The sequence below is a fragment of the Sphingobium sp. TCM1 genome, from assembly GCF_001650725.1.
Lineage (GTDB): Bacteria > Pseudomonadota > Alphaproteobacteria > Sphingomonadales > Sphingomonadaceae > Sphingobium.
In genome coordinates, this window is the sequence record NZ_LXVX01000005.1 from 317,915 (window position 1) to 338,824 (window position 20,910).

A 20,910-nucleotide genomic window follows, 5' to 3' on the forward strand; every position below is an offset into this window, starting at 1 on the left:
CGGAAATTCGGCACGACAAGGCGCGGCGGATCAGGGCCGCTGATCCGCCTGGCCCGGATGGCGGTCCAGCATGGCGCGCACCTTCGCCGCCAGTTCGGAATAGGTGAACGGCTTTGTGAGCAGTTCGACGCCCGCCTCGAGCCGACCTTGGTGGATGATGGCGTTGCGGGCATAGCCGGTGGTGAAGAGGATCTTGAGGTCCGGGGTGCGGATATGCGCTTCGCGGGCAAGATCGGCGCCGCTCATGCCGCCGGGCAGCACGACATCGGTGAAGAGCAGGTCAATCGGGTCCGTCGCGATGCCGAGCGCGCCGAGCGCCTGCGCTGCATCGCCGGCCTCCACCACCCGATAGCCCAGGTCGCGCAGGACAGCGGCCGAATAGGCGCGCACATTGTCGTCATCCTCGCACAGCAGGATCGTCTCCGTGCCGCCGATCGTCTGTGGAGGGGTAGGCTCGTCGCTGTTCTCGACCGGCGGCACGCCATGATGGCGGGGCAGGTAGAGCTTGACACAGGTGCCCTGGCCGGGTTCGGAATAGACCTGCAAATGGCCGCCAGACTGTTTGATGAAGCCATAGACCATGGACAGGCCCAGGCCCGTGCCGCGCCCGACATCCTTGGTGGTGAAGAATGGCTCGACCGCATGGCGCAGCGTGTCTGCGTCCATGCCCGCGCCGCTATCGGACAGGCTGATCCGCACATATTGGCCGGGCGGCATCTCGCCGTCGCGCACGGCCTGCGCGGAATCGATCTCGATATTGTCTATTTCGATGTCGAGTTTGCCGCCGCCCGGCATCGCGTCGCGCGCATTGACCGCCAGGTTGAGCAGCGCATTCTCCATCTGGTTGTGGTCGACCTCGATCGTCCAGGCACCCTCCTGCGGCACGCTGCGGACCTCTATCGTCTCGCCCAGTGTCCGCTGGAACAGATCGGACATGCCGGCGATCAGCCGGTTGGGGTCCATGGGCTGCGGACTGAGCGGCTGGCGGCGGGAGAAGGCGAGCAGGCGCTGGGTCAGGATCGCCGCGCGCTCCGCTCCGGCCATGGCGTTGTCCGCGGCCCGTTTGAGGCGCGGCGGGTCCGTCGGCAGGCTGCGTTGCAGCAGTTCCAGATTGCCGGTGACGACCTGGAGCAGATTGTTGAAGTCGTGCGCGACCCCGCCGGTCAACTGGCCCAGCGTTTCCATCTTCTGCGCCTGGCGCAGCGCGGCCTCGGCCTCGGCGCGGGCGCGGGCTTCGGCGCGATGCTCGGTGACGTCGCGGGCGACGCAATAGATACGGTCCCCGTCAAGAACGGAGGTCCAGCTGAAGGTGCGGTACAGACCGTCTGTGGTCCGGTAGCGGTTTTCGTATCGGGGCGACGCGTCACCGGACAGGATGTCGCCCAATTGCGCGCGCGTCCGGGCGATGTCGTCGGGATGCTCGATCCATCGGGCGTCGCTCCCCACCAACTGGTCGAGCGGCCAGCCTAATATGTCGCTCCAGGCCGGGCTGGCGGCGAGCCAGATGCCATTCGTGTCGGTGATCAGGAAAGGGTCGCGGGCCAGCGACCAGAGCCGATCGCGCTCGGCTGTCGTCTGCCGCTCGGCCAGGACGCGGCGCGTGGTTTCACTGACGATGCATAACACGCCGCCGATCGAGCCGTCCGCTTCGAACACGGGCGAATAGGAAATGTCGAAAAACACTTCCTCCCCGCGTCCCTTGTCGCGTTCGATATAGAAGGGGCGATCCTTGGCGTGGATCGTCTTGCCCTGCTCCAGCACCGATTGCAGCAACGGCCCCAGATCGTCCCACAGTTCGGCCCAGCCGTCCCGCGCCGGACGCCCCAGCGCATGCGGATGCTTGTCGCCGATGGTGGGCGCATAGGCATCATTGTACAGGGCGCAGAGCTGCTGCCCCCAGAAGAGCACGATTTCCGCCCGGGATGACAGCATCAGCTGGACTGTGGAAACGAGGATGGGCGACCAGCCGTCGACCGGCCCGAGCGGCGACGCGCCGTCGAGGGCCGCGGTGAGCTTGCCCAGCGGTCCCTGCGCGGCGATTCTCTCGGCTAATCCGGACACGGGGTTCATCCTCATCTCTATATTATCGTTGAGATCGTCGATCCGATACGTCCATGTGCGCAATTGTTTCCACCGCGCGTGCGCCCCCGGACCTTTTGTCCTCATCTGCACTCTTGAAACGGACAAGGCGCGCGCGCATGACACCGCCGATGACTGGATCCGCCTTTCGCTCGTCCTCCCGGCCCGCGCCGCGCGCCATCGCTCGCTGGCTGCTCGCCGTGGCCGCGCTGGTCTTCTGCATGGTGGTGGTGGGCGGCATCACCCGCCTGACCGAATCCGGACTGTCCATCACCCAGTGGAAGCCGATCACCGGTGCCATCCCGCCGCTGACCCATGACCAGTGGATGGAGGCGTTCCGCCTCTACCAGCAGATCCCCGAATATCGGGAGATCAACCGGGGCATGAGTCTGGGCGATTTCCAGTTCATCTTCTTCTGGGAATGGGCGCACCGGCTGCTGGGACGGCTGATCGGCATCGCCTTCGCCCTGCCGCTGGCCTGGTTCGCATGGAAGCGTGTGATTCCGGCCGGTTATGGCTGGCGGCTCGTCGCGTTGCTGGCGCTGGGCGGGCTGCAGGGGGCGATCGGCTGGTGGATGGTCAAGTCGGGCCTGTCGGTACGCACCGATGTCAGCCATTATCGGCTGGCGGTGCATCTGCTGACCGCGCTCTTCATCATCGGCGGCCTGATCTGGACCGCGCTCGACCTGCTGGCGCTGACGCGCAATCGGGCAGCGCGGCCGGCACGGCTGCGGCTCCTCGCGATGCTCGCACTGACCGCTCTGTTCGTGCAGCTCCTGTTCGGCGCCTTCACCGCGGGGCTGGATGCCGGTTATGTCTCCAGCACCTGGCCCTTGATGAACGACTATCTGGTGCCGGATGGGATCAGCTGGATGGGGTCCTTCTGGTCGACGCTTTCCTCCGATCCCTATCTGGTCCACTTCATCCATCGCTGGTGGGCCTGGGTTGTGGCGGCGTTGCTGGTCCTGCTGGCGCGGCGCGCCAGGCGGGCGGGGCATCGCGGCGCGTCGATCGCCATCAACGCCACGGTGGGAACGCAGGTGTTGCTCGGCATCGCCACGGTGGTCAGCGGGATCGCGCTGCCGCTGGCGGTGTTGCACCAGGCGGTGGGTGCGCTGGTGGTGGCGTCGGCCGCCTGGGGAGCCCATGCCATCGGACGGCCCGGCGCATGAGCGAGGCGATCATGCTGGTCTATACGCTGTTCGGATCAGCCGAGGACGCCCGGCGCGTGGCGCGCCAGATCGTCGAGGAGAAACTGGCGGCTTGCGCCAATATCGGCGCGCCCTGCACCTCGATCTATGAATGGAAGGGCAGGATCGAACAGGCGGCCGAGATCCCTGTCCTGTTCAAGACCGGCGTCGCGCAGGGCGCAGCCTTGCAGGCGCGGCTGGCCGAATTGCACGACTATGAACGGCCCGCCATCATCCAGATGGATGCGCGGGCTTCGGCCGCCTTTGCCGGCTGGATCGGGGAGCAGACGCGATGAGAATATGGGGCATGGCGGCGCTGTGCATTATCCTGGCGCAGCCGGCGGCTGCGGAGAAGGTCGCCATTCCCTTCGTCCCGCCGGTCGGGCGCGACCTGGTCTACCGGATCGAGCAGGATCGCACCGTCGACGGGCAGAAGAGCCGTTTTTCCGCCACGCGCCGCCTCCGGTTCGAGCGGGCGGGCGAAGGCTATGTGCTGCGCGCCACGCTGCGAAAGATCGACAGTGACGCGCCGTCCGCCGCAACCGAATCCTTCCGCGCCGCACTGACGCCGCTCATCGATGTGGAGATGGCCTTCCGCCTGGACGCCAGGGGCAGGATCATCGCGCTTGACGACATCGACAACGTCTGGGCGGTGGTGAGCCAGGGGCAGGAGCGGATGCTGGAGGGTTTCGATCCGGGATCGCCGCGACACCGCGCCGCCAGCGCGGTGAAGGCGCTTTTCACCGGCCTGTCCGCCGAAGGACGGCTGGCGCTGCTGGCCGGCGAATATCTGCCGCTGTTCCTGTTCGCCGGGGGTGATGTCGAGGACGGGGCGGCCGGGCGTGGCGTGCGTACCATGGCGGGATCGCCGCTGGGGCGCCCGGTCAATGTCGAAGGCGTGCTACGGATGGAGGACCGCCAGGGCGAAAAGGTCCGGCTGGAAGAAAGGCTGGCAGGGGACGGCGTGCAGGTGGCGGTGCGCTATGGTCTTTCGACGCGGAGCGGGCTGGTCGAGGAACAGGCCCGCGAACTCACGCTGGGACCAAGGGCGCTCACCGAAACGCGCGATCTGCGGGAAGCGGAGGTCGCGCGCTGAGCGGGATCAGGGGGCGGCGACGGCGTTGGCGGCATTGCCGGGCGCGCCGGCGGCCGCTTCGGCCTGATCGCGGGGCGCAAAGATGCGCAGGCTGGTCAGCAGCCGGTCGGCAATGCCCTGATATTGTTCGCTCAGCATTTCGGGATAGACGAAGGTGGCCGTCACGATCGAACCGTCGGGCTGCCTGAGCAGGCGTATGGCGACATTATTGCCTTCGCCGTCATTGGCGGTTCCCCGATATTCATTGTCGCCGACGAAATCGCCATCCACGCCTTCCGCGCCGTTGCTGACCGACTCCACGATCTGCTGCAACGTCTGGTCGCCGTCATTCTTCTGCCAGAAGACACGCACGTCGGCCCCGGCGCCGGGGTCCTGATAGACGATGCCATCGGCCGTGCTTGCACCCTTGTCCATCACCCAGCCTTCGGGAAGGGTAATCGAGAAGCCCCGTTCGACATTCACATAGTTGCGGCTTTCCGGCGCATCGTCCTGCTGCTGGCTGGCGATCGCATTGGCGGCCGCGGCATTGGCGGCGGCGGCCAGTTCCTCCTGGGTCGGCATATCCGCGACGGGTTCGGTGCGACCGCAGGCGGCAAGCAGCAGGATGGGCAGGCAGGCGGCGAGGGCGACATGTTTCATGCCCCGTCCAAAGCATAGGCGGGGGCAGAATTCAACGCCGCACACGGTCAGGCGGCGCTGTCGATGCCCAGTTCGGCGAGCTTGCGGTAGAGGGTGGACCGGCCGATGCCCAGCCGCCGCGCGACTTCGGTCATGCGACCGCGATAATGGCCGATCGCCAGACGGATGACGTCGGCTTCGATCTCCGCCAGCTGGCGGACATGGCCGTCGCCCTCGAACAGGGTGATGCCCGCGCCGTCGCGATGGGGCGGGGTGATCGCGCGCGGGCGTGCGGCGATGCGATCCGCAACCTCTCCGGCGCGGATCTGCACCGCGATCTGGGGGAAGTCGAGCGGGGTGAGCGCATCGCCCTCGCACAGCACGGCGGCGCGGAAGAGGGCGTTCTGCAACTGGCGGACATTGCCCGGCCAGGGATGCTGCATCAGCAGCGAGAGCGCATCGTCGGTGAGGCCCAGGCTGCGCAGGCCCGGCTGGGTCGCGATGCGGGCGAGCAGATGGCGGCAGAGTGCCGGTATGTCCCCCATCCGCTCCCGCAGCGGCGGAACGGTCAGCTGGACGACGTTGAGGCGATAATAAAGATCCTCGCGGAAGCGACCGGCTTCTATCTCTTCGGCGAGTCGCCGGTTCGTGGCGGCGATCACGCGAACATCGACATGCACCGGGCGACGGGCGCCGATCGGCTGCACTTCGCCGTCTTGGAGCACGCGCAACAGCTTCACCTGCGCGTCGAGCGACATCTCGCTGACTTCGTCGAGGAAGATCGTGCCCATGTCGGCCGCTACGAACTTGCCGACATGCCGGTCGAAGGCGCCGGTGAAGGCGCCGCGTTCATGGCCGAACAGTTCCGATTCGACCAGGTTGGTCGGAATGGCGCCGCAATTGACGGTCACCATCGCCTGCTTGTGACGGGGCGAGGCGGCGTGGATCGCGCGCGCGATCACATCCTTGCCGACACCGCTTTCCCCTTCGATCAGCACGGGTACGCGGGCGCGCGCCGCCTTGGCCGCAATGGCGAGGGCGGCGCGAAACTGGGGCGCGGCGCCGACCACATCCTCGAAGGAGAGGGGCGCGCTGATCTTCTCTGTCAGCGGGCGCAGTTCGCCGGTCGCGCCGCCTTCGGCGACCGTGGCGTTCAGCGCGGCGAGCAGCCGTTCGGGCGCGATCGGCTTGGAAAGATAATCTGTCGCGCCGGCGCGCATGGCGTCGACGGCGCTGGAGACATGATTATGCGCGGTCAGGACCAGTATGGGGAGCGCCGGGCGCCGTGCGCGAATCTCGCGGATCAGGCCGGAGGGGTCGAAATCGGGGCTCCACTGGTCGAGGATGATGGCGTCGAGCCGCATCCCGTCCTGCGTTCCCAGCATCGCGATGGCGGTTTCGCCGTCCTGCGCGAAGATGGTGCGCCATCCGGCGCGGGATGCGAGGGCGGAAACGAGTCGCCGTTGAGCCGGCTCGTCGTCGATCAGCATCAGCATCGGTACGCCGTCGCGCGCCATCTCTACCCCTCAAATGCAACAGGCGACCGACGCTAAGGGACAGCGGTAAAGGCGTGCTTAACTGCGAAAGATTTTCTTGTCGGTCGCCGGGTTGAGGGGGGGGAGGTGACAGGATAAGAGGTGGGCCGCGAAAAACACAGGAAGAGGAGCGAATATGTCGAACGAAGGACATATCCAGAGCGCGAACGAAACCTATCATGGTTTTGTCGGCCTGATGAAGTGGGGAACCATCGCCAGCGTGATCGTGGCGGCTATCGTGGTGCTGCTGATTTCGGGCTGAACTGACGATCGTGACCGGGAGGGGGTGCGACAACATGAAAATAGCAATCGTGAAAGAACAGGCGGCGGGCGAACGACGGGTCGCCGCGACGCCCGAGACGGTTAAGAAGTTCAAGGCGCTGGGCGCCGATGTCGCCGTCGAGGCCGGCGCCGGGCTGACGGCGTCGATCGCCGACGCCGACTATGCGGCGGCGGGCGCGGCGGTGGCCGATCGGGGCGCGACGGTCGCGGGCGCGGACATCATCCTGGGCGTGCAGGGACCGGCGCCCGGAAGCCTGGCCGGTGCGAAGTCTGGCGCCTGGATCGCGGCGGGGCTCAACCCCTTTGGCGAGCGCGCGCGGGTCGATGCCTATGCGGCAGCCGGGTTCGAGGCTCTGGCGATGGAGTTCATGCCCCGCATCACCCGCGCCCAGTCGATGGATATTCTCTCGTCCCAGTCGAACCTGTCCGGTTACAAGGCGGTGCTCGATGCCGCCGCCGAATATGGCAAGGCCTTCCCGATGATGATGACGGCGGCCGGCACTGTGTCGGCGGCCAAGGCCTTCATCATGGGCGTGGGCGTCGCGGGCCTCCAGGCGATCGCCACCGCGCGGCGTCTGGGCGCGCAGGTGTCCGCTACCGACGTCCGCGCTGCGACCAGGGAGCAGATTGAATCGCTCGGCGCCAAGGCGATCTTCGTGGAGAAGGTCGCGGGCATCGAGGGCGAGGGCAGCGGCGGCTATGCCACCGAAATGTCCGACGAATATAAAGCCGCGCAGGCCGAACTGGTGTCGGCCCATATTGCCAAGCAGGACATCGTCATCACCACCGCCCTGATCCCAGGCCGTCCTGCGCCGCGCCTCATCACCGACGCGCAGATCGCGACGATGAAACCCGGCAGCGTGATAGTCGACCTGGCGGTCGAGCAGGGCGGCAATGTCGAGGGCGCTGTAGCGGGCGAAGTGGTCGAGCGCCACGGCGTCCGGATCGTGGGCCATCGCAACGTGCCCTCCCGACTCGCGGCCGACGCCTCGGCGCTCTTCTCGCGCAACCTCTATAATTTCCTGTCGGCCTTCTGGGACAAGGACAAGAATGCCCCGGTGCTGGACGAGGAAATCGGCAACGCGATCCGCCTTACGCAGGGCGGGAAAGTGGTGAACGAGCGGTTGCTGGCAAGTTGATCGCGGGCTTGGTCCCGAACTGACTATAGGGGCGTGGGTCTGCCGAGGGGGCGGGCCGCGCGGGAACGTCCGGTCGCAGCGAGGCGGGACGAACAGGGAGTAGGAACGATGGACTTCATTTCCATCCTGTCGATTTTCGTGCTGGCGTGCTTCGTCGGCTATTATGTGGTCTGGTCGGTGACGCCCGCGCTCCACACGCCGCTGATGGCGGTCACCAACGCCATTTCCTCGGTCATCATCGTCGGCGCGCTGGTCGCGTCGGCGGAGGCGGGCAGCATTGCGGCGAAGGTGTTGGGGCTGGTCGCGGTGGTCTTCGCATCGGTCAACATCTTCGGTGGCTTCGCGGTCACGGAACGCATGTTGGCGATGTACAAGAAGAAGGAGCGCAAGTGATGCACGAGCTGGCTCCTGTCTCTCCCTTCGTGGCGCTCGCCTATCTGATCGCCGGCATCCTCTTCATCCTGGCGCTGCGCGGGCTGTCCAGCCCCGCCACCAGCCGACGCGGCAACCGCATGGGCATGGTCGGCATGGCCATCGCGGTCGTGACCACGCTTTACACCCATGATGTGGTCAGCCTGCCCGAGATCGTCGGCGCCATCATCGTTGGCGGCGGCATCGGCTTCCTGATCGCCCGGCGGATCGCGATGACGGCGATGCCGCAACTCGTCGCCGCCTTCCACAGCCTCGTCGGCATGGCCGCCGTGCTGGTGGGCGCTGCCGCCTATCTCAATCCCGGCGCCTTCGGCATTCTCGATCCGCTGACGGACGAGATCCACAATGCCAGCCGGATCGAGATGGGGCTGGGCGTCGCGATCGGCGCGATCACCTTCTCCGGGTCGGTCATCGCCTTCCTCAAGCTCAACGGCAACATGTCGGGCAAGCCGATCATGCTGCCCGGCCGCCATATCATCAACCTGGGCACGTTGGCCGCGATCCTGGGCCTCATCGCCTATTTCGTGACCGACCAGTCGCCCTGGATTTTCTGGACCGTGACCGCGCTCAGCTTCGTCATCGGCTTCCTGCTGATCATCCCGATCGGCGGCGCGGACATGCCGGTCGTGGTGTCGATGCTGAACAGCTATTCGGGCTGGGCCGCCGCCGCCATGGGCTTCACCCTGGGCAATACCGCGATGATCATCACCGGCGCGCTGGTGGGCAGTTCGGGTGCGATCCTCTCCTACATCATGTGCAAGGCGATGAACCGCAGCTTCATCAGCGTGATCGCCGGCGGCTTCGGCGCGGAAAGCGGCCCGTCGGGCGGCGGCGCGGCGGCGGTCGATCGTCCCTACAAGCGCGGCAGCGCCGAAGACGCGGCGTTCCTGATGAAACAGGCGGACAGCGTCATCATCGTGCCGGGCTACGGCATGGCGGTCAGCCAGGCGCAGCACGCGCTGCGCGAGATGGGCGACCTGCTCAAGAAGGAAGGCGTCAGCGTCAAATATGCGATCCACCCGGTCGCGGGCCGTATGCCCGGCCATATGAACGTGCTGCTGGCCGAAGCGAACGTCCCCTATGACGAAGTGTTCGAACTGGAGGACATCAACAGCGAGTTCGGCCAGGCCGACGTCGCCTTCGTCATCGGCGCCAACGACGTGACCAACCCGGCGGCCAAGACCGACAAGACGTCGCCCATCTACGGGATGCCGATCCTCGACGTGGCCAACGCCAAGTCGGTGCTGTTCGTGAAGCGCTCCATGGGCGGCGCGGGCTATGCCGGCGTCGACAATGAGGTCTTCTACATGGACAACACCATGATGCTGCTGGCCGACGCCAAGAAGATGGTCGAGGAGATCGTGAAGGGGCTTGCCCACTAAGCATCGCTTCCCTTAACCATGAAGGGACGGCAGGGCGGGGCGCCCGTCCGTCCCTTTTTCATGTCGGGGATTTGCGGGGAACATATGCACAAGCTTGGCCTGATCGGCGGTCTCAGCTGGACCTCCACCGCCCGCTATTATGAGATCATCAACAAGGCCGTGCATCGCGCGCTGGGCGGCCAGCACAGTGCGCCGCTGCTGATCGAAAGTCTCGACTTCGCGTCCGTCGCTGGCTGCGCGACCGAAGAGGATTGGGACAATGCCGCCGTCAAGCTGATCGACGCGGCCCGCCGGCTGGAGACGGCTGGCGCGGGTGCGCTGCTGATCTGCGCCAACAGTATGCACCGTGTCTACGACCGGGTGCAGAGCGCGGTCGGCATCCCCATCCTCCATATCGCCGAGCGGGTGGGGAAGAAGATGCAGGCGGACGGCGTCGAGAAAGCGGCGTTGATCGGCACGCGCAACGTGATGGTGGAGAAATTCTACCGCCAGCGGCTGGTCGCGCATGGCGTGTCGCTGCTGCCGCCCGACATGGAGATGGCGGAGCGGATCGACCGCATCGTCTATGACGAACTGACCGTGGGCAAGATCAGCCGCGAGTCCGAGCGCTATATGAAGTCGGAACTGACCGACATCGCCAAGCAGCATGTGCAGGCGGTGGTGCTGGCCTGCACCGAACTGGAACTGATCGTCGACGTGAAGGCCAATGTCGTGCCGATCTACGACTGCACCAGCATCCACGCCAAGGCGGGGGTCGACTTCATCCTGGGATGAGGGTGGCGGGCGGCTGATCCGTCAGGCCGCCCCTATTCTCACCCGGGAAAGCGGCTAAAGGAATGCGCCGCCCTTCATGATCCGCCGCGCGCGGCCCTGCACCGGCAGCCGGTCGAAGGGCGTATTGCCCGCGGCGGCCGCCATCTTGCCCGAATCCACGATCCAGGGCGTGTCGGGATCGATGAAGATCAGGTCGGCGGCGCTCCCCGCAGCGAAGCTGCCGGCATTGACGCCCAGGATGCGCGCCGGATTGGCGCAGAGCAGCGTCATCAGCCGGTTGATCGTCACATGCCCGTCGCGCACCAGGTTGAGCGACAGGGCCAGCAGGGTTTCCGCCCCCGCCATGCCGGGCGCGGCGTCGGCGAAGGGCAGGCGCTTGTCTTCCGGCCCGCGCGGGTCGTGGCTGGAGGTAATGACGTCGACCGTCCCGTCGGCGACCGCGGCCAGGCTGGCCTGCCGGTCGGTTTCGGACCGCAGCGGCGGCGACAGGCGGGCGAAGGTGCGAAAGTCGGTCGCCGCCTGATCGTTGAGGAAAAGATAGGCGGGGCTGATGCCGCAGGTGACCTTCAGTCCCTCCGCCTTGGCCGCGCGGATCAGGTCGAAACCCGCCTTCGTCGTCACCAGCCGGAAATGGATCGACGCGCCGGTTTCGCGCACCAGCATGATGTCGCGCGCGATCGCCATCGCTTCGGCGCAGGCCGGGGCATGGGGCAGGCCGAGGCGCGTCGCGGTCTCGCCGCTGGTCGCCACGGCCTTGGCGGTCAGGCCGCTATCCTCGGCATGGGCGATCAGGGTAAGGCCGAGGCCGCTGGCATAGGACAGGACGCGCAGCATCACGCCCGAATCGGCGATCCACTGGCGGCCGGTGCCGACTGCCTTCGCGCCCGCCGCCTGCATCAGGCCGATCTCCGCCATTTCGGCACCCTGAAGGCCACGAGTCGCCGCCGCGATCGGGTGGACCCAGAAATCGGGCTTGCCCGCGCGCGCCGCCTGCCGGATCAGGCCAACCTCGTCCAGCGGGGCGCGCTGGTCGGGCATCAGCGCCGCGCGGGTGATGCCGCCGAAATGGAAGGCCGGCTTGTCGGTGGCGAAGACGCCGAGGTCGATCAGGCCGGGCGCGACCACCAGCCCCTGCGCATCCACCTGTTCTGCATCGGATGGGACGTGGATCGCGCCGCTGGCGACGATCCGGTCGCCTTCGATCAGCACGGCGCCGGGCGTGAGCGCATCGGCCGCCGGATCGGCCAGCTGGCCGTTGATGATGGCGATCTTCGTCACGCGCCGCACCTCTTATGGACAAGGTCATCCCCGCGCAGGCGGCAAGGACGAGAAGAATTGTTCGGAGCCATCAAGCTCATCCCTCCAGCTTGTTCGTCGGGATGGTCAAGCCCATCCCTCCACGCCGCGCGCACCGCGCGTCAGCACGTCCAGACAGGCCATGCGTACCGCGACGCCCATCGCCACCTGCTCGGTGATCGCCGATCGTTCGGGATGGTCGGCCACGGTGCTGCTGATCTCCACGCCCCGGTTCATGGGGCCGGGGTGCATGACCAGCGCGTCGGGTTTCGCAATGGCGAGCCGTTCGGGGGTCAGGCCGTAGAGGGCATGATATTCACGGGCCGACGGGATGAAGGCGCCATCCATACGCTCGTTCTGGAGGCGCAGCATCATTACCACGTCGGCGCCATCCAGCCCGTCGTCCATGCGGGTATAGGGTGTCGCGCCCAGCATTTCTACCTCCGGCGGCAGCAGCGTGGGCGGGGCGACCGCGCGCACCTGCGCGCCCAGCGCGGCGAGGCAGAGCATGTTCGAACGCGCCACGCGGCTGTGCAGCACGTCGCCGCAGATGGCGACCACCAGTCCTTCGAACCCGCCCTTGCGGCGGCGGATGGTGAGCGCGTCGAGCAGCGCCTGGGTCGGGTGCTGGTGCCAGCCGTCGCCCGCATTGAGGACCGGGCAGTCGACCTTGTCCGCGATCAGCGCCACCGCGCCTGAACTGGCATGGCGGATGACGATGACGTCGGCGGCCATGGCGTTCAGGGTCATGGCGGTGTCGATCAGCGTCTCGCCCTTCTTCACGCTGGACTGGCCCGCGTGCATGTTGACGACATCGGCGCCCAGCCGCTTGCCGGCGATCTCGAACGACAGCAATGTGCGGGTGCTGTTTTCGAAGAAGGCGTTGATCTGGGTCATGCCCGCCAGCCGGTCATCATGCTTGCGCGCGCGGCCTTTGTTGGCCTGCGCCCAATGTTCGGCCTCATCGAGCAGGAAGCGGATTTCCCAGGGTTTGAGATCGGCGATCGAAAGCAGGTGCCGATGCGGGAACAGCGCCTTGCCGGTCAACTCCGGTCCGGGGGACTGGGGCGACGCGTCGGGAATGAAGATGTCGGGCATGAGCCGAGCCTTTAGGCCAGCGTCGCGGGGAGGGCAAGGTGGCGGAAGGATGGTCGGGAAACTGGCTGGGGCGGGAGGATTCGAACCTCCGCATGGCGGTACCAAAAACCGCTGCCTTACCGCTTGGCTACGCCCCAGCAGGGTCGACGGATCGTCGACGCGGACCGCCATATAACGTGTGATCGGCGAAAGGAAAGCCTAGTCATGCTAGTTTGATGACGCCAATATGCGTTTCGCCCTTTCGCCGGATCATAAGCCCCCCATGTCGGTTTCCAACGCGCCTTCCACCCAGATTTCCCCTGCCTCCCCGCTCTTCCTGCGCGAGGATGAGATCAGGCGGGGGATCGAGATGCTCTATTTCGGCTATTCCGCGCTCACCCGTTCGATCGACGAGGGGCTGGCGGCGCAAGGGCTGGGGCGGGCGCATCATCGCGCGCTCTATTTCATTTCGCGCCAGCCTGACCTCACGGTCAAGGAATTGCTGCGGCTGCTGGCGATCACCAAACAGTCGCTGGGGCGGGTGCTGAACGACCTGGTCGAGCGCGGCTATATCGAGACGCGGACGGGGCCGAGCGACCGGCGGCAGAAATTGCTGCGGCTCAGCCCGGCCGGAAAGGCGCTGGAGGCGGACCTGTTCCGCGCGCTGCGCGAGAAGATGGCGGCGGCCTATGCCCAGGCGGGGCAGGGGTCCGTCACCGGTTTTTGGCGCGTGCTCGAAGGGCTGATCCCCGAAGGCGATCGATCCATGGTGTTCGGCCTGCGCGGGGGGTGATTGCCCTGACGCAACCTTATCGTCATTCCTGCGCTTTAAGCGGCTCCAAGATACGCGCAAGAGGAGCCAAATATGCGTAAATCCCTTCTCGCCGGGCTGACAGTGCTGGCTGCGGCCGGCCTGTCCGCCTGCTCGGAAAAGGCGCAGGACAATCTGGAAAATGCCGGATCGGCGATCGGCAACGACGTGACCAGCGCGGTCGACCGTGCCGGCGCGAAGATCGACAATGGGCTTGAGGATGCAGGCCGGGCGATTGACAATGGCGCCGACAGAATCGGAGCCGCGACAAATGAGGCGGCGGATGACGCCAGGCGCGAGGCAGGCGAAGCGAAGCGGAATGTCGGCGAATCGCTGGAGAAAGCAGGCAGCGATCTCAGGAATGAATGAGGCTGGATGACGCCCGCTGGCGTCAGAAGCAACGTCAGAAGACGACATTGCGGACGAAGCGGACCGGCGTCGTTCCATGATTGGCGAAGCGATAGGGGCGGTCGCTGCTGAAGATCAGGAAGTCGCCGGCCGTCACCTTTCTGGGCGTCGCCCCTTCCATCTCCACCGTCAACGCGCCTTCCACCACATAGAGCATTTCATGCCAGTTGGCGGCGTCGGCCTCGGCTCGATAGGTTTCACCCACACCCAGGGACCAGGTCCAGAGTTCCGCTTCCCGCGTGGCGGGCACGGTGCCGAGCAGGGTGGCGCGGCTGTCAGGGTTGTCGCCGCGCCAGGCGAGAGTGTCGATGCGGCTGTTGTCGCGCATCCCGGACGGGCGTACCAGCGCTGAGAAACTGACTCCCAGCGCCTGCGCGAGCCTGTCAAGCGTCGAGAGGCTCACATTGGCCTCGCCGCTTTCTATACCGGAAATCATCCGTCGGCTGACCCCGGCCAGCGCCGCCAGCGCCTCCTGGCTGAAGCCGCGTTCGACGCGGAACGCACGAACATTACCGGCGACATGGGCCAGTACGTCGGGGCGTTCCCGGGCATCGGCTGGCGCCGGCGCATCTTGACTGTGCAATATAGTGCTCATAGGGCGTTGTGCATTATGTTGCACAATGCTGCCCTGGACAAGCCCGGCCGGAACCACCTGATGATCGGCCGCCCCGAACTCGCGCTCATCGGCGTGACGATCCTGTGGGGCGGCACCTTCCTGATCGTCCATAATGCCGTGCAGATGACCGGGCCGTTCTTCTTCGTCGGCCTGCGGTTCGGTACTGCGGCGCTGATGGCGCTGCCCTTCGCCCTGCCGGCGCTCCGCGGGCTGACTGCGCGGGAGTTGCTGGCGGGGCTGATGATCGGGGTCGGCATTTTCGTCGGCTATTCGCTCCAGACCTGGGGATTGCAGACGATCAGCAGCAGCACGTCCGCCTTCATCACCGCCGCCTATGTGCCGCTGGTGCCCATCCTGCAATGGATCATCCTGCGGCGGCCGCCTCGTCTGGCGAGCTGGATCGGTGTGGCGCTGGCCTTCATCGGCCTGATGCTGATCGCCGCGCCCGGCGAGGGGCTGGCCCTGGGCGAGGGTGAGGCGCTGACATTGGTCAGCACGCTGGCGATCGCGCTGGAGATCATCTTCATCAGCCTGTGGGCGGGCAAGGTCGATGTCGCGCGGGTGACTTTGGTGCAGCTGGCGGTGACGGCCCTGCTCGCCTTCGCCTGCATGGTTCCGGCGGGGGAGAGCGTGCCGCCCTTTTCCTGGACGGTGCTGCTGTCGGCCTGCGGCCTGGGGGCCATGACGGCGCTGATCCAGTTCGTCATGAACTGGGCGCAGCGCAGCGTGTCGCCGACGCGGGCGACGCTGATCTATGCGGGCGAGCCGGTATGGGCCGGGATCATCGGCCGCATCGCGGGCGAGCGGCTGCCGCCCATGGCGCTGCTGGGCGGGTTGCTGATCGTCGCGGCGGTGATCGTGAGCGAGATCCGCTTCGGGCGGAAGGCGGATTAGCCCCGCCGGAACACCGGGGCGCGTTTTTCGAAGAAGGCGGCGAAGGCTTCCTGGGCTTCCGGAGAGGCGAGGGTTTGGCGGAACAGGCGGGCTTCCTCCTCGATCCGGGCGGTCAGCGCGGCAGGATCGCCCTTCATCAGGCGGCGCGTGGCGGCGAGCGCCTGGGGCGGCTTGCGCATCAGCGCCGTCGCCTTGGAGCGAGCATGGTCGAGCAGGGCGTCGCCGGGCACGATCGCGGTGACGAGGCCGGCGCGATCGGCGCTGTCGGCGTCCATCGGTTCGCCCAGCAGCAGCATCGCCGCCGCCTTGGCATGGCCCATGGTTGCGGGCGCGAGCAGGCTGGAGCCGGCTTCGGGCACGATGCCCAGATTGACGAAGGGCATGACGAAGCGCGCGTCGGGGGCGGCATAGACCAGGTCGCAGTGGAACAGCATCGTCGTGCCGACGCCCACGGCCAGCCCCTGGACAGCGGCGACGATCGGCTTGTCGAAGGCGGCGATGGCGCGGATGAAGTCGAAGGCGGCCGCGCCGCCCTCCGGCCCGGCCATGAAATCCTTGAGGTCGTTGCCCGCGCAGAAGGCGTCGCCCCGGCCCGCGAACAGCACTGCGCCGATGTCCGCGCGGGCGGAGGCATCGGCCAGAGCGGCGGTCATGGCGCGATACATGGGGCCGGTCAGCGCGTTCTTCTTGTCGGCGCGGTCGATGTGGATTTCGATGATGCCCTGGTCCTCGATGATCGCGATATGCTCGCTCATGGCGGCAGCCTCTCCTTGTCTATGCACAAGGGGAAGTTGTTGGCGCAGGCCGGGCGCCCCGTCTATCCCCCTCGCGATATCGCCGATCGCCCGGACATGATGATGAACCGCCTGCGCCAAGCTCTCGATCCCTTCCTGTTGCTGCTGGTCGCGACCGTTGCCCTAGCGTCGGTCCTGCCGGCGCGGGGGCGGGGGGCCGATATTGCGGGCGCGGTGGCGGATGCCGGCATCGTGCTGCTTTTTTTCCTGCACGGCGCCAAATTGTCGCGCGAAGCGATCTGGAGCGGGGCGCGGGCGTGGAAACTGCATCTGGGGACGCTGGGCACGACCTTCCTCGCCTTCCCGATTCTGGGGCTGATCGTGGCGCGATTCGGGTTCGTGCCCGCGGACATGCGGGCCGGGCTGTTGTTCCTGACGCTGCTGCCATCGACGGTGCAATCCTCCATCGCCTTCACCGCGATCGCGCGGGGCAATGTGGCGGCGGCGGTGGTCAGCGCTTCCTTTTCCAACCTGCTGGGCATTTTCCTGACGCCTCTGCTGGTCGCGCTGCTGATGCAGCGGAGCGGGGGTGGGGGCGGGAGCCTGGTCTCGCTCGCGTCGATCGAGGGGATCGTGCTGCAATTGCTGCTGCCCTTCGTCGTCGGCCATCTGATGCGGCCGTGGATCGGCGGATTCGTGGCGCGGCACAAGGCGATGCTGGGTCGGGTCGACCGGGGGTCGATATTGCTGGTAGTCTATGCCGCCTTCTCCGCCGCCGTGGTGGAGGGGCTATGGTCGACAATATCGAGCCATGAACTGCTGGTGCTGGCGGGGGTCGGCATCGCGATGCTGGCGGTGATCCTGCTCTTCACGCTGGCGCTGGGGCGGATGCTGGGCCTGTCGCGGGAAGACGCGATCGTGCTGCAATTCTGCGGGTCCAAGAAGAGCCTGGCGTCGGGCGTGCCGATCGCGGGCGTGCTGTTCCCGGCAAGCGCGGTCGGCCCGATCCTGCTGCCGATCATGATCTTCCACCAGATCCAGTTGATGGCCTGCGCCCTGCTGGCGCGGCGCTATGGCGCGCAGGCGCTGGTCGAAGCAAAGCCTGCGCCCGCTGAATGAGCGTCGGCCAGCGGTCCACGGGCAAAAAAATGACAGCGAAATGGACAGCTGAATCGACTTTTGGCACGCCTAATATTATACATACGTAAAATTGAGGGGCGACGCAGGTGGAGCAGGCGGGACAAGACCGGACGGACCCGGATGCGGGATGGAGCCTGCCGGCCTGGACCTATGCCGACGCCGAATTTTTCGGGGTGGAGGTGGACCGCATCTTCCGTCCATCCTGGCAGATCGTCGCCCATGAAAGCGACCTCGCCGCGTCCGGCGATTTCCAAAGGCTGGACTATATCGGCGAAAGCGTGCTGATCATACGCGGCGATGACGGGGTAGTGCGCGGCTTTACCAATGTCTGCCGCCACCGGGGCGCGCGGATCGTCGATGAGGCCAGCGGCTGCGCGAAGAAGCTGGTCTGCCCCTATCATGGCTGGACCTATGAGACGGACGGGCGGCTGACCGGCGTGCCGATGAAGGCCAGCTATGGCGCGGGGTTCGACCTGGCCGATCATGGACTGGTCCCGGTCGAGGTGGAGAGCTGGCAGGGCTTCCTGTTCGTGCGGCTGGAGGATGATGACGGGCCGTCGGTGGCGCAGATGATGGCGCCCTATGCACAGGACATCGCTCCCTATCGCTTCGCGGACCTCCGCGCGCTGGGGCGGGTGACGGTGCGGCCGCGGGCCGTGAACTGGAAGAATATCGGCGACAATTATTCCGACGGGCTGCATATCGCGGTCGCGCATCCGGGGCTGAAACGGCTGATGGGCGATGGCTATGGCGTCGAGGCGTCCCCCAATGCCGACAAGATGTGGGGGGCGATTCTGGACCGTCCTTCGGCAAACCTGTCCGAACGCGCCTATCAGCATTTCCTGCCCCCGGTGCCGCACCTGCCGCCCGATCGGCAGCGGCTGTGGACCTATTTCAAGCTCTGGCCGAATTTCGCCTTCGACATCTATCCCGACCAGGTCGACTTCATGCAGTGGCTGCCGGTTTCGCCGACGCAGACGCTGATCCGCGAGATCAGCTACGCCCTGCCCGATGACCGCCGGGACATGAAAGCGGCGCGCTACCTCAACTGGCGGATCAACCGGCAGGTCAATGCCGAGGATACGGAGCTGGTCGGCCGGGTGCAGGCGGGGATGGCGTCGGCCAGCTTCACCGTCGGTCCATTGAGCGAACAGGAAGTCGCGCTGCGCCATTTTTGCGGACGGGTGCGCGATCTGATCCCGGAGGCGCGGCAGCATCACGCGCCGGGGATGGGGTGGAGCAAGCGGGCATGAGCAAATCCTACGATGCCGTCATCATCGGGGGCGGGCATAATGGTCTGGTCTGCGCCTTCTATCTGGCGCGGGCAGGATATAGGGTTCGCATCCTTGAGCGGCGCGATGTCGTGGGCGGGGCGGCGGTGACGGAGCAGTTCCATCCCGGCTTCCGTAACTCGACCGCCAGCTACACGGTCAGCCTGCTCAATCCCAAGGTCATCCGCGACATGAAGCTGGCGACACATGGCTATCGCGTGATCGAGCGGCCGATCAGCAATTTCCTGCCCCAGCCCGATGGCGGCTACCTCAAGCTGGGGGGCGGGCTGGAGCGGACGCAGGCGGAGTTCCGCAAGTTCAGCGCGAAGGATGCCACGACGCTGCCCGCCTATTACGAGGCCCTGGAAGTGGTGGCGGATGTGCTGCGCGAACTGGTGCTGAAAAGCCCGCCCAATGTCGGCGACGGGCTTGGGATGGTCGTCGAGGCGGTGAAGCAGGGGCGGCGGGTGGCTGGCCTGGGATTGGAGCAGCAGCGCGACGTGCTGGACCTGTTCACCAAGTCGGCGCGCGGTTTCCTCGATTCATGGTTCGAAAGCGACGCCGTGAAGGCCGCCTTCGGGTTCGATGCCGTGGTCGGCAATTATGCCAGCCCCGACACGCCGGGCAGCGCTTACGTCCTGCTGCACCATGTGTTCGGCGAGGTGAACGGCAGGAAGGGCGCATGGGGCCATGCGGTCGGCGGCATGGGCGCCATCACGCAGATCATGGCGAAAGTGGTGCAGGCGATGGGCGTGGAGATCAGCCTGGAGGCGCCGGTCGAGCGCGTCCTGGTCGATGGCGCGCGCGCGGTCGGCGTGCGGCTGGAGAGCGGCGAAGAGGTGATGGGTGGTGTGGTGATCGCCAATGTCGGGCCGAAATTGCTCTACCAGCGGATGATGGCGGAGAGTGACCTGCCGGCCGATTTCGTGAGGCGCATCGGCGCGTTCAAGGCCGGGTCGGGTACGTTCCGCATGAATGTGGCGCTGTCCGCGCTGCCTGACTTCACCTGCCTGCCGGGCGCGGGGGAGCATCACCGGTCGGGCATCATCCTCGCGCCGACGCTGGACTATATGGACCGCGCCTTTCTGGACGCGAAGCGGGACGGCTGGTCAAGGCAGCCGATCGTCGAGATGCTGATCCCGTCGACCATCGACGACAGCCTGGCGCCGGAGGGATGCCATGTGGCGAGCCTCTTCTGCCAGCAATTCGCCCCCGAACTGCCGGACGGACGCAATTGGGACGATGAGCGGGAGGCGGCGGCCGACCATATCATCGCGACGGTGGAGGAACACGCGCCCGGCTTTGCCAGGAGCGTGATCGCGCGCCAGATCCACTCGCCGCTGGACCTGGAGCGCAAATTCGGGCTGGTCGGCGGCGACATCATGCATGGCAACCTGACGCTGGACCAGATGTGGGCGGCGCGCCCGGTGCTGGGCCATGGCGCCTATCGCGGGCCGGTGAAGGGCCTCTACATGTGCGGCGCGGGCACCCATCCGGGCGGCGGCGTCACCGGCGCGCCGGGGCATAATGCGGCGCGGGAAGTGTTGAGGGACGGCGCGATCTGGCGGCGGTGGCGATAGAGCGACGGTAATATGGGATGGCCGCTTTCGAGCGGCATCGCACCGCGCTTGACTGTCCGTTTCTGCTCGCCAGCCGGCCTTCGTCCTATCGCACGGCCGTCCAGGTCTGGGCCTTGCAGAAGAAGGCGATGCAGCCCTGCACCTTCAATGTGCCGTCCCCGTTGCGGCTGACCTTGCTGCTGTAGCTCTTGCCGCTTTCCGGGTCGTAGATCGTGCCCTTCCAGATGTCGCCGGCGTCGGTGAAGCCCGAAAGCAGGGCCAGGCCGACCAGCGGCTTGGCGCGCAGCGCAGGGTCGGGGTTCCTGATGTCGGTCTGCGGGCGGCCGGGGGTGGGCTTCACGATCCGTTCGATCCTGCCGCAAAGCTGGCGGCCGCAGGGGGCGATGTGGACGATCGCCTTGCCGTCCACCGTGGCCCAGCGGCCGGTGACGGGCTGCGCCGCCTGGGCGGGCAGTGCGGCGAGGCTGGCCAGCGCGACGGCAGTAAGGCCGGCGGTGGTGCGGATGATGGTCATGCGATCCTCTCTTCTTTCCTCTTATACCAACCTGCATTGATC

At 66.6% G+C, this 20,910-nt stretch carries 22 protein-coding genes and 1 tRNA gene; 14 read left to right on the forward strand and 9 right to left on the reverse strand.

Annotation, left to right across the window (positions count from 1 at the left end; translation table 11 throughout):
- Nucleotides 1–30: 30 nt before the first annotated feature.
- Nucleotides 31–2,070: a hybrid sensor histidine kinase/response regulator gene (locus tag A7Q26_RS05920; protein ID WP_066857913.1), complete on the reverse strand. Its 2,040-nt coding sequence runs from the start codon at nucleotides 2,068–2,070 to the stop codon at nucleotides 31–33.
- A 128-nt stretch (nucleotides 2,071–2,198) separates the two neighbouring features.
- On the opposite strand from A7Q26_RS05920, the gene A7Q26_RS05925 reads away from it, so the two are divergent.
- From A7Q26_RS05925 to A7Q26_RS05935, 3 genes are read left to right on the forward strand one after another with little or no spacing between them, the layout of a single operon-like run.
- The gene (locus A7Q26_RS05925) at nucleotides 2,199–3,251 is read left to right on the forward strand and encodes a COX15/CtaA family protein (protein ID WP_232313695.1); all 1,053 of its coding nucleotides are present in this window, start codon (nucleotides 2,199–2,201) and stop codon (nucleotides 3,249–3,251) included.
- On the forward strand, nucleotides 3,248–3,565 hold the full coding sequence (cutA, locus tag A7Q26_RS05930) for a divalent-cation tolerance protein CutA (RefSeq protein ID WP_066857919.1): 318 nt from the start codon (nucleotides 3,248–3,250) through the stop codon (nucleotides 3,563–3,565). Before A7Q26_RS05925 ends, cutA begins: the two co-directional genes overlap by 4 nt.
- The gene (locus tag A7Q26_RS05935) at nucleotides 3,562–4,365 is read left to right on the forward strand and encodes a hypothetical protein (protein WP_066857922.1); all 804 of its coding nucleotides are present in this window, start codon (nucleotides 3,562–3,564) and stop codon (nucleotides 4,363–4,365) included. Before cutA ends, A7Q26_RS05935 begins: the two co-directional genes overlap by 4 nt.
- Nucleotides 4,366–4,371: 6 nt before the next feature.
- Here the strand turns inward: A7Q26_RS05935 and A7Q26_RS05940 are convergent, their stop codons facing one another.
- Together A7Q26_RS05940 and A7Q26_RS05945 are read right to left on the reverse strand one after the other, a co-directional pair.
- Nucleotides 4,372–5,004, reverse strand: coding sequence for a hypothetical protein (locus A7Q26_RS05940; RefSeq protein ID WP_066857926.1), 633 nt, complete (start codon nucleotides 5,002–5,004; stop codon nucleotides 4,372–4,374).
- Between the two features lie 47 nt (nucleotides 5,005–5,051).
- The gene (locus A7Q26_RS05945) at nucleotides 5,052–6,500 is read right to left on the reverse strand and encodes a sigma-54-dependent transcriptional regulator (RefSeq protein ID WP_066857929.1); all 1,449 of its coding nucleotides are present in this window, start codon (nucleotides 6,498–6,500) and stop codon (nucleotides 5,052–5,054) included.
- Nucleotides 6,501–6,654: 154 nt separating this feature from the next.
- Here A7Q26_RS05945 and A7Q26_RS05950 point away from each other — a divergent pair, with 154 nt between their 5' ends.
- The 5 genes from A7Q26_RS05950 to A7Q26_RS05970 all read left to right on the forward strand — a co-directional run bounded on the left by A7Q26_RS05950 (nucleotide 6,655) and on the right by A7Q26_RS05970 (nucleotide 10,527).
- The gene (locus A7Q26_RS05950; protein WP_066857932.1) at nucleotides 6,655–6,780 is read left to right on the forward strand and encodes an aa3-type cytochrome c oxidase subunit IV; all 126 of its coding nucleotides are present in this window, start codon (nucleotides 6,655–6,657) and stop codon (nucleotides 6,778–6,780) included.
- A gap of 34 nt (nucleotides 6,781–6,814) precedes the next feature.
- Entirely contained in the window at nucleotides 6,815–7,939 is a 1,125-nt protein-coding gene (locus A7Q26_RS05955; RefSeq protein ID WP_066857935.1) for an NAD(P) transhydrogenase subunit alpha, read from the forward strand.
- Between the two features lie 108 nt (nucleotides 7,940–8,047).
- Entirely contained in the window at nucleotides 8,048–8,332 is a 285-nt protein-coding gene (locus A7Q26_RS05960) for an NAD(P) transhydrogenase subunit alpha (RefSeq protein ID WP_066857938.1), read from the forward strand.
- Entirely contained in the window at nucleotides 8,332–9,753 is a 1,422-nt protein-coding gene (locus tag A7Q26_RS05965; protein ID WP_066857941.1) for an NAD(P)(+) transhydrogenase (Re/Si-specific) subunit beta, read from the forward strand. Before A7Q26_RS05960 ends, A7Q26_RS05965 begins: the two co-directional genes overlap by 1 nt.
- Before the next feature lie 84 nt (nucleotides 9,754–9,837).
- Entirely contained in the window at nucleotides 9,838–10,527 is a 690-nt protein-coding gene (locus A7Q26_RS05970) for an aspartate/glutamate racemase family protein (RefSeq protein ID WP_066858105.1), read from the forward strand.
- 54 nt (nucleotides 10,528–10,581) lie between these two features.
- On the opposite strand, the gene A7Q26_RS05975 is transcribed toward A7Q26_RS05970, so the two are convergent.
- The 3 genes from A7Q26_RS05975 to A7Q26_RS05985 form a co-directional block, all read right to left on the reverse strand.
- Nucleotides 10,582–11,805 (reverse strand): dihydroorotase, encoded by a 1,224-nt coding sequence (locus A7Q26_RS05975; RefSeq protein WP_066858108.1) that lies wholly within the window; start codon nucleotides 11,803–11,805, stop codon nucleotides 10,582–10,584.
- A 105-nt stretch (nucleotides 11,806–11,910) separates the two neighbouring features.
- Nucleotides 11,911–12,921 carry an aspartate carbamoyltransferase catalytic subunit gene (locus A7Q26_RS05980; protein ID WP_066857944.1) on the reverse strand — a complete coding sequence of 337 codons (1,011 nt, stop codon included), beginning with the start codon at nucleotides 12,919–12,921 and terminating at the stop codon, nucleotides 11,911–11,913.
- 62 nt (nucleotides 12,922–12,983) lie between these two features.
- Nucleotides 12,984–13,058, reverse strand: a tRNA-Gln gene (locus tag A7Q26_RS05985).
- 125 nt (nucleotides 13,059–13,183) lie between these two features.
- On the opposite strand from A7Q26_RS05985, the gene A7Q26_RS05990 reads away from it, so the two are divergent.
- Together A7Q26_RS05990 and A7Q26_RS05995 are read left to right on the forward strand one after the other, a co-directional pair.
- Nucleotides 13,184–13,693 carry a MarR family winged helix-turn-helix transcriptional regulator gene (locus A7Q26_RS05990; protein WP_066858112.1) on the forward strand — a complete coding sequence of 170 codons (510 nt, stop codon included), beginning with the start codon at nucleotides 13,184–13,186 and terminating at the stop codon, nucleotides 13,691–13,693.
- 72 nt (nucleotides 13,694–13,765) lie between these two features.
- Nucleotides 13,766–14,080 (forward strand): hypothetical protein, encoded by a 315-nt coding sequence (locus A7Q26_RS05995; RefSeq protein ID WP_066857947.1) that lies wholly within the window; start codon nucleotides 13,766–13,768, stop codon nucleotides 14,078–14,080.
- A gap of 34 nt (nucleotides 14,081–14,114) precedes the next feature.
- Here the strand turns inward: A7Q26_RS05995 and A7Q26_RS06000 are convergent, their stop codons facing one another.
- Nucleotides 14,115–14,702, reverse strand: a complete 588-nt coding sequence (locus A7Q26_RS06000) for a helix-turn-helix domain-containing protein (protein WP_232313696.1) — start codon at nucleotides 14,700–14,702, stop codon at nucleotides 14,115–14,117.
- Nucleotides 14,703–14,729: 27 nt separating this feature from the next.
- On the opposite strand from A7Q26_RS06000, the gene A7Q26_RS06005 reads away from it, so the two are divergent.
- Nucleotides 14,730–15,629, forward strand: a complete 900-nt coding sequence (locus tag A7Q26_RS06005; RefSeq protein WP_066857952.1) for a DMT family transporter — start codon at nucleotides 14,730–14,732, stop codon at nucleotides 15,627–15,629.
- Here the strand turns inward: A7Q26_RS06005 and A7Q26_RS06010 are convergent.
- Nucleotides 15,626–16,384: an enoyl-CoA hydratase-related protein gene (locus A7Q26_RS06010; RefSeq protein WP_066857955.1), complete on the reverse strand. Its 759-nt coding sequence runs from the start codon at nucleotides 16,382–16,384 to the stop codon at nucleotides 15,626–15,628. The genes A7Q26_RS06005 and A7Q26_RS06010 overlap by 4 nt on opposite strands.
- 102 nt (nucleotides 16,385–16,486) lie before the next feature.
- Here A7Q26_RS06010 and A7Q26_RS06015 point away from each other — a divergent pair, with 102 nt between their 5' ends.
- The 3 genes from A7Q26_RS06015 (at nucleotide 16,487) to A7Q26_RS06025 (ending at nucleotide 20,354) form a co-directional block, all read left to right on the forward strand.
- Nucleotides 16,487–17,482 carry a bile acid:sodium symporter family protein gene (locus A7Q26_RS06015; RefSeq protein WP_066858115.1) on the forward strand — a complete coding sequence of 332 codons (996 nt, stop codon included), beginning with the start codon at nucleotides 16,487–16,489 and terminating at the stop codon, nucleotides 17,480–17,482.
- 107 nt (nucleotides 17,483–17,589) lie between these two features.
- Nucleotides 17,590–18,756: an aromatic ring-hydroxylating oxygenase subunit alpha gene (locus A7Q26_RS06020; RefSeq protein WP_066857958.1), complete on the forward strand. Its 1,167-nt coding sequence runs from the start codon at nucleotides 17,590–17,592 to the stop codon at nucleotides 18,754–18,756.
- Nucleotides 18,753–20,354, forward strand: coding sequence for a phytoene desaturase family protein (locus A7Q26_RS06025; RefSeq protein ID WP_066857961.1), 1,602 nt, complete (start codon nucleotides 18,753–18,755; stop codon nucleotides 20,352–20,354). Before A7Q26_RS06020 ends, A7Q26_RS06025 begins: the two co-directional genes overlap by 4 nt.
- Before the next feature lie 85 nt (nucleotides 20,355–20,439).
- Here the strand turns inward: A7Q26_RS06025 and A7Q26_RS06030 are convergent, their stop codons facing one another.
- A complete protein-coding gene (locus A7Q26_RS06030; protein WP_066857964.1) occupies nucleotides 20,440–20,868 on the reverse strand; it encodes a DUF2147 domain-containing protein in 429 nt (142 codons plus the stop codon).
- Nucleotides 20,869–20,910: the final 42 nt, after the last annotated feature.

Bases quoted from the DNA above. Each gene is read 5' to 3' on its own strand.
- A7Q26_RS05920 (WP_066857913.1), bottom strand. From the start codon at position 2,070: ATGAACCCCGTGTCCGGATTAGCCGAGAGAATCGCCGCGCAGGGACCG.
- A7Q26_RS05925 (WP_232313695.1), top strand. From the start codon at position 2,199: ATGACACCGCCGATGACTGGATCCGCCTTTCGCTCGTCCTCCCGGCCC.
- cutA (WP_066857919.1), top strand. From the start codon at position 3,248: ATGAGCGAGGCGATCATGCTGGTCTATACGCTGTTCGGATCAGCCGAG.
- A7Q26_RS05935 (WP_066857922.1), top strand. From the start codon at position 3,562: ATGAGAATATGGGGCATGGCGGCGCTGTGCATTATCCTGGCGCAGCCG.
- A7Q26_RS05940 (WP_066857926.1), bottom strand. From the start codon at position 5,004: ATGAAACATGTCGCCCTCGCCGCCTGCCTGCCCATCCTGCTGCTTGCC.
- A7Q26_RS05945 (WP_066857929.1), bottom strand. From the start codon at position 6,500: ATGGCGCGCGACGGCGTACCGATGCTGATGCTGATCGACGACGAGCCG.
- A7Q26_RS05950 (WP_066857932.1), top strand. From the start codon at position 6,655: ATGTCGAACGAAGGACATATCCAGAGCGCGAACGAAACCTATCATGGT.
- A7Q26_RS05955 (WP_066857935.1), top strand. From the start codon at position 6,815: ATGAAAATAGCAATCGTGAAAGAACAGGCGGCGGGCGAACGACGGGTC.
- A7Q26_RS05960 (WP_066857938.1), top strand. From the start codon at position 8,048: ATGGACTTCATTTCCATCCTGTCGATTTTCGTGCTGGCGTGCTTCGTC.
- A7Q26_RS05965 (WP_066857941.1), top strand. From the start codon at position 8,332: ATGCACGAGCTGGCTCCTGTCTCTCCCTTCGTGGCGCTCGCCTATCTG.
- A7Q26_RS05970 (WP_066858105.1), top strand. From the start codon at position 9,838: ATGCACAAGCTTGGCCTGATCGGCGGTCTCAGCTGGACCTCCACCGCC.
- A7Q26_RS05980 (WP_066857944.1), bottom strand. From the start codon at position 12,921: ATGCCCGACATCTTCATTCCCGACGCGTCGCCCCAGTCCCCCGGACCG.
- A7Q26_RS05990 (WP_066858112.1), top strand. From the start codon at position 13,184: ATGTCGGTTTCCAACGCGCCTTCCACCCAGATTTCCCCTGCCTCCCCG.
- A7Q26_RS05995 (WP_066857947.1), top strand. From the start codon at position 13,766: ATGCGTAAATCCCTTCTCGCCGGGCTGACAGTGCTGGCTGCGGCCGGC.
- A7Q26_RS06005 (WP_066857952.1), top strand. From the start codon at position 14,730: ATGTTGCACAATGCTGCCCTGGACAAGCCCGGCCGGAACCACCTGATG.
- A7Q26_RS06010 (WP_066857955.1), bottom strand. From the start codon at position 16,384: ATGAGCGAGCATATCGCGATCATCGAGGACCAGGGCATCATCGAAATC.
- A7Q26_RS06015 (WP_066858115.1), top strand. From the start codon at position 16,487: ATGAACCGCCTGCGCCAAGCTCTCGATCCCTTCCTGTTGCTGCTGGTC.
- A7Q26_RS06025 (WP_066857961.1), top strand. From the start codon at position 18,753: ATGAGCAAATCCTACGATGCCGTCATCATCGGGGGCGGGCATAATGGT.
- A7Q26_RS06030 (WP_066857964.1), bottom strand. From the start codon at position 20,868: ATGACCATCATCCGCACCACCGCCGGCCTTACTGCCGTCGCGCTGGCC.